At 68.6% G+C, this 4,652-nt stretch carries 6 protein-coding genes and 1 pseudogene; 5 read left to right on the plus strand and 2 right to left on the minus strand.

Annotated elements, in window-relative coordinates:
- Positions 1 to 420: 420 nt before the first annotated feature.
- Positions 421 to 1,926, minus strand: coding sequence for an NsdA family TPR-like regulatory protein (locus AC5LUJ_RS23285; RefSeq protein WP_493465780.1), 1,506 nt, complete (start codon positions 1,924 to 1,926; stop codon positions 421 to 423).
- A gap of 351 nt (positions 1,927 to 2,277) precedes the next feature.
- Here AC5LUJ_RS23285 and AC5LUJ_RS23290 point away from each other — a divergent pair, with 351 nt between their 5' ends.
- Together AC5LUJ_RS23290 and AC5LUJ_RS23295 are read left to right on the plus strand one after the other, a co-directional pair.
- On the plus strand, positions 2,278 to 2,517 hold the full coding sequence (locus AC5LUJ_RS23290; protein WP_250291437.1) for a hypothetical protein: 240 nt from the start codon (positions 2,278 to 2,280) through the stop codon (positions 2,515 to 2,517).
- 53 nt (positions 2,518 to 2,570) lie between these two features.
- Positions 2,571 to 2,780 (plus strand): hypothetical protein, encoded by a 210-nt coding sequence (locus AC5LUJ_RS23295; protein ID WP_250291439.1) that lies wholly within the window; start codon positions 2,571 to 2,573, stop codon positions 2,778 to 2,780.
- A gap of 84 nt (positions 2,781 to 2,864) precedes the next feature.
- On the opposite strand, the gene AC5LUJ_RS23300 is transcribed toward AC5LUJ_RS23295, so the two are convergent.
- Positions 2,865 to 3,281 carry a helix-turn-helix domain-containing protein gene (locus AC5LUJ_RS23300; RefSeq protein ID WP_250291441.1) on the minus strand — a complete coding sequence of 139 codons (417 nt, stop codon included), beginning with the start codon at positions 3,279 to 3,281 and terminating at the stop codon, positions 2,865 to 2,867.
- A gap of 230 nt (positions 3,282 to 3,511) precedes the next feature.
- Between AC5LUJ_RS23300 and AC5LUJ_RS23305 the strand changes: the two genes are divergently transcribed.
- The 3 genes and pseudogenes from AC5LUJ_RS23305 to AC5LUJ_RS23315 all read left to right on the plus strand — a co-directional run.
- Positions 3,512 to 3,934: a plasmid replication, integration and excision activator gene (locus AC5LUJ_RS23305; protein ID WP_250291443.1), complete on the plus strand. Its 423-nt coding sequence runs from the start codon at positions 3,512 to 3,514 to the stop codon at positions 3,932 to 3,934.
- Entirely contained in the window at positions 3,931 to 4,248 is a 318-nt protein-coding gene (locus AC5LUJ_RS23310; RefSeq protein ID WP_250291444.1) for a hypothetical protein, read from the plus strand. Before AC5LUJ_RS23305 ends, AC5LUJ_RS23310 begins: the two co-directional genes overlap by 4 nt.
- Before the next feature lie 124 nt (positions 4,249 to 4,372).
- Positions 4,373 to 4,652: pseudogene (locus AC5LUJ_RS23315) on the plus strand (FtsK/SpoIIIE domain-containing protein); the annotation flags it as partial.

The following is a 4,652-nucleotide window of genomic DNA, read 5'->3' on the forward strand; positions in this document are numbered from 1 at the left end:
AACGCGGGCCGATCCTCGCCCAAGCGCTGACCGCCGCATCATTAGCAGGACGGAAGGCCGTGGTCGATGTTCTTCCAACCGCACTTTCGATCAGGGAAGGGCGCGACCTGGTCGCCGCCGCGGTCATCTCGTCGCTGCTGTGTGTGCAACGCTGGTGGCCCTAAAACCGAGCCTGCTCGGTGGCGCCGGGGCTTTGGATCCTGGCTGGGCTAGCGGTTTCGGCCGGTGAGGCTTTCGCGGCGCGAGGCTGCGACGCGCCGGCGAGCACGGCGCGCCAGCGCCGCGCGCAGCCGTCGCGTGGCGCGGGCCTCGTACCGCGCTTGATCCTAAAATGGAGAATTCGGCAGTCAGTCAGCCTCGGGCATAGCCGGCGTCGTACGTCGGGCCGCGCCGCTGATCGTCGGTTCGGCTCCGGTGTGGTCAGGCTGCGTTGCCGGCAAGCGCGGTGCGGTCGATGCGGGAGACGAGTTCGCGCGCGTGGGTGTTGTGTTGGTACGGGGTGAGGCGTTTCCGCAGGTCGGTCATGGCGGTGACGTAGCGGGCGGAGGTGGGGACTCCGGCGGCGATGTCGATCGCCTGATGGCCGGCGGCGATCGCGCCTTCGAGGTCGTTCTGCTGGGTGAAGCTGACGGCGACGACGGTTTGGCTCAGCGCCCCGCGGCGTCCGCGATTCTGTTTGCGGGCGGCTTCGACGGACTGACGGGCGTACCGGTGGGCCTCGGCCGGGTCGCCGATGTCCCGCAGGCTGTTCGCGATCTCCCCGGTGACGTAGGGCTCGTCGATGAACTTCGCCCATTCGGGTTCGTTCGCCGGGTTGATGAGATCGAAGGTCTTTTCGGCCTGCGCGATCGTCGCGGCGGTGTCGGTGGAGCGGCCCAGGACCGACAGGGCACGGGCTTCCAACACGTACAGGTCAGTCAGGGCGGCGGGGGCACGCAGACCACGCAGACCGTGGCGGCCGGCGCGGGCGAGCCGAAGCCCTTCGTCGGGGTGTCCGAGTTGGGTTGCCTGATCGGAGAGGCCGGCCAGGACATGGGCGCCAAGCATCCGGTTACCGGCGGCGTCGGCGAGCCGGAGGGACTGGATCAGGTAGCGCTGCGCGATGCCGTGTTGGCCGGAGTCGAACGCCATCCAGCCGGCGAGATAGGTCTGTTCGGCGGCGACCTCGAAGAGGGCCTGGCGGACGGGCTCGGGGTGGGACTCCTGGAGGAGCGGGAGAACATGTTCGGTGAGGTACTGGGCGACGGTGCGGCGGGCGATGTCACCGCCGCCTTGGATGACGTCCATTTCCTGGAACACACCGAACATGTTGCGGATGGACTCGACCGCGGCCATGTCCGCGTGGGCGGGCCGTCCAGAGTCGGCGGCGTCCAGACTGGTCAACAGCCAATCTCGGCTGGGACCGGCGAGTGCACCGAGAACGAATGATGAACGCAGCAGCATGTCCCGACGGCGCACGTCGGCCCTCCCGAGCTCGGCGACAGTGCTCAGGGTACGTCGCACCGAGGGTTCGTACACCAGTCCTTGAGCGGTTGCCTCGGGGTTGGTGACCGGCTGCTGAGCGGTGCTCGACTGGCTGTCGACCACCGGCGCTTTTACGTCTGCCTGGGCGTGCGGTGGGTGTGCGGTGGGTTCCCATGTGCGGCGGGCCAGGCCGAGCATGCCGCCGGGGATACGCAGGCCGTCGGCGATGCGTTCGATCAGTTCCAGGGAGGCCACCCGGTCCCGACCGTGCACGATCTTGCTGACGCGGCTTTGGTCGAGACCCTCGACCGCAGAGGCGATGCGGTCCTGGCTGGCGGCGTCGTACTTCCGCATCAGCCGGAAGGCGGTGCCGAAGTCGCGGGCGGCGAGCGCGGCGCGCATGTCGTCGCGGGCAAGGAGCCGTTCGGACACCGTGTACGGGCCGAGGGACACAGCCGGCATATCTGATCACCCTTCCGACCCGGAGAGGGACACGTCTCGTGGCAGGACTGGTGCCGACAGTACCCGGATTACGCCCAACGGGTAGGGAAAGCTCACCTATTGAGGGGGCGTGTGGCTGTCGTTGACGGGTTGTCCGTCGGGCGCAGGCGAGAGTCACATGGGAATGGCATCTTCCGTGGGCTCGTGCGGCGCCGTGAGGCTAAGGCGCAGCCGGCCCCGTCCCGTGGTCGAGCGGTGGTCTGCGTGGGACCGGGCCGGCATCCAACCAGCGGATAACGAGAGCGGGACGGGATGCGACCGGTGACGGTAACCAGGAAGAACACTGCGGACGGCGGGGGCACGGATGTGCGGATGCCTGTCCTGTACGGGGTGGTGCGGTTCGAACCGGGTGAGGAACGGCGGGTCCGCGACACCACGATCGCGTTCGATTCGCCCGCGTCGGCGGAACTGTTCGCGGTGGAAAGCGGCTGGTCCGACTTTCAGGTGACGCCGCTGTTCTTCTTCGTGGACAGCGTCACGGCGCCGGCGGCCGGGCGACTGCTGCTGGATGCGGCGCTGGCACGGTCCATGCGGCGGGCCAACGGTCGATGACCGGCGACCGGGAGAGCGCTCCGCCGGAGATCACGTCTGGCGATCCGTGGCCGGTGACCGGGCCTGATCCGGATGACGGTGCTTGCACGGTCACGATCTACCCGGCGGATCGTCCGGCGGACGTGATGCGGGCCTGGGCAGCGCTTCCGGACGGGCTCGGGTTCGCCGAAGCGTTCGGCGATGTGGAAGTAATACTGGTGTTCCGGCCGCTCGACCGGCTGCTGTCCGGGGAGCCGACCGGGACGTCATCCGCGCCGGACTGAGCGGTCAGAGGCTGCTCTCGCGGTACGGGTACAAAGGGCCAGGATCCCGGGCGGTAATAACGCCATCGGGGGATCCTGGCCCTTTTATCTGCCGGCCCCCTGGGCGGTGACGAGTTCCTCGACGGCGGCCATGCGGTGGCTCATGTCCGCAAGCTGCTGTTCGATGCGGTCGATCCCGGCGAGGATCTCCCGCATGGCTGCCCCGGCAGGAACGTCCGGCGCCTGGTCACCGACCAGCACCCGAATCAGATGATCGCCGGGCCAGTCGAGCGCGCGGGCAAGCGCCGTCAGGGTCTTGTTCTGGACCCGCCGGCCCTTACCGCCATGCTGGATCTGGCGCACGGTGGACACGGACACGCCGGAGATGTCGGCGAGTTCCTGCTGTCCGATGCGGCGGGCTGCCATCCGCTGGTTGACCGCGTCGGCGACCGCGGCCCAGTCCTCGCCCCCGATCGCGCCCCGCGCCGTGTAGACGGGTGATCTCTGTTCCTGGTCCTCCATGCCGCCGATTTTAGCTGTCAAGCAAACAGTAGGGCATGTGAGGTACACATATATCCCAGCGGGACCCACTGCCGGACGCATGGTCTTTGCTGCACGCTTATGTGAACCTCACATGCTACGGGCACATAATGGTTGATGAGCGGTTCACGCGCGGTGCACTGTATGTCCTGCAACGACCGATGGCCGGCAGCCGCCGGCACACTGATGACGCAGGGCGAGGTGAAACGGCGATGGCGATACCGCGACGGATTCCGGTGGCGTTCGGGGACGTGTTCCCGCACGGCGCGTATGTGCTCGGGGTGGAGGCGGCCAGCGACTATGAGAAGGCGAAGGCGGGCCTTCCGGATGTGCAGGAGCGGGACAAGATCACCGGCGAGTTGGTGTGGGTGGCCCGGGTGGTGGACGCCGACCCGAACGCGCGGGCGGGGTCGGCGGAAGTAAAGGTGAAGATCTCATCGCCGGTTCGGCCGGTGCCCCCGGAGCCGATGCCGGGCACGCCGTTCCGACCGGTGGAATTCGACGGGCTGACGCTCACCCCGTGGGTGCGCACGAACGGTAACCAGCCGCGGCAGGAATTCGCGTTGCGGGCAACCGGTATGCGACCGGTCCGGGCGACAGCCGGTGGTCGGGGCTCGACGGGAGCGGCGGCATGACCGAGCCAACAGCCAGCCCGGACACCGATGGCGGGCGGATGCCGGCCGGGTCGTGGGGGCATGTCAGCGTGCACGTCGGCGCGGACGGGTCGGCGCGCTGCCACACCTACCCGCACGAACGGCCGATCCTCACCGTCGACACCGGCCACATCGACCTGTCCCTGTCCGTGTCGGGCGGCACGGTAACCGCGGATCATCTCGTGTTCGCGCGGGCGCTGGTACGGGCCGCCACCGACTATCTGAGCGAATGCGAACGGCTGCTGGCAGGCCGCACCGCCGACGATTCGACGAGCGATACCACGACAGCGGCCTGAGCACGCCTCTCCCGGGTACCGGGACGGCCGTCTGAGCTTTCTTTGCGCTCCGCCGGTTCCGGTCCGCCGATTCCTCTTTCTTTCCGTTTCTTTTTCGTGCGATGCAGGGTGGGTGTGATCTGTCATGGCCAGAATCAACGGCTCCCGGCCGTTTCCCGACGTGCCGACCCGGCATCCGAGAGTCGACGTGCCGCTGTGGGTGGTGCTGGTCGGGCTGGCCGGGCGGATGTGCGCCCGGCTGCTGCTCTTTGTGCTGCGGCATCCGGTGCTGGTGGGTCTGCTGCTGACGGTGCTGGTGATCCGGGACCGGTGGGGGCTGGCCGGGCTGGGCCTGGTGCTCCTCGCCGTCGCCGGGCTGGCGGCGGGGTGGCGGCTGGCGCACCGCCGGTCGTTCGCCTGGCTGA

The sequence above is a fragment of the Protofrankia sp. CiP1_Cm_nod3 genome (genome assembly GCF_982290655.1).

Bases quoted from the DNA above. Each gene is read 5' to 3' on its own strand.
- AC5LUJ_RS23285 (WP_493465780.1), bottom strand. From the start codon at position 1,926: ATGCCGGCTGTGTCCCTCGGCCCGTACACGGTGTCCGAACGGCTCCTT.
- AC5LUJ_RS23290 (WP_250291437.1), top strand. From the start codon at position 2,278: ATGCCTGTCCTGTACGGGGTGGTGCGGTTCGAACCGGGTGAGGAACGG.
- AC5LUJ_RS23300 (WP_250291441.1), bottom strand. From the start codon at position 3,281: ATGGAGGACCAGGAACAGAGATCACCCGTCTACACGGCGCGGGGCGCG.
- AC5LUJ_RS23305 (WP_250291443.1), top strand. From the start codon at position 3,512: ATGGCGATACCGCGACGGATTCCGGTGGCGTTCGGGGACGTGTTCCCG.
- AC5LUJ_RS23310 (WP_250291444.1), top strand. From the start codon at position 3,931: ATGACCGAGCCAACAGCCAGCCCGGACACCGATGGCGGGCGGATGCCG.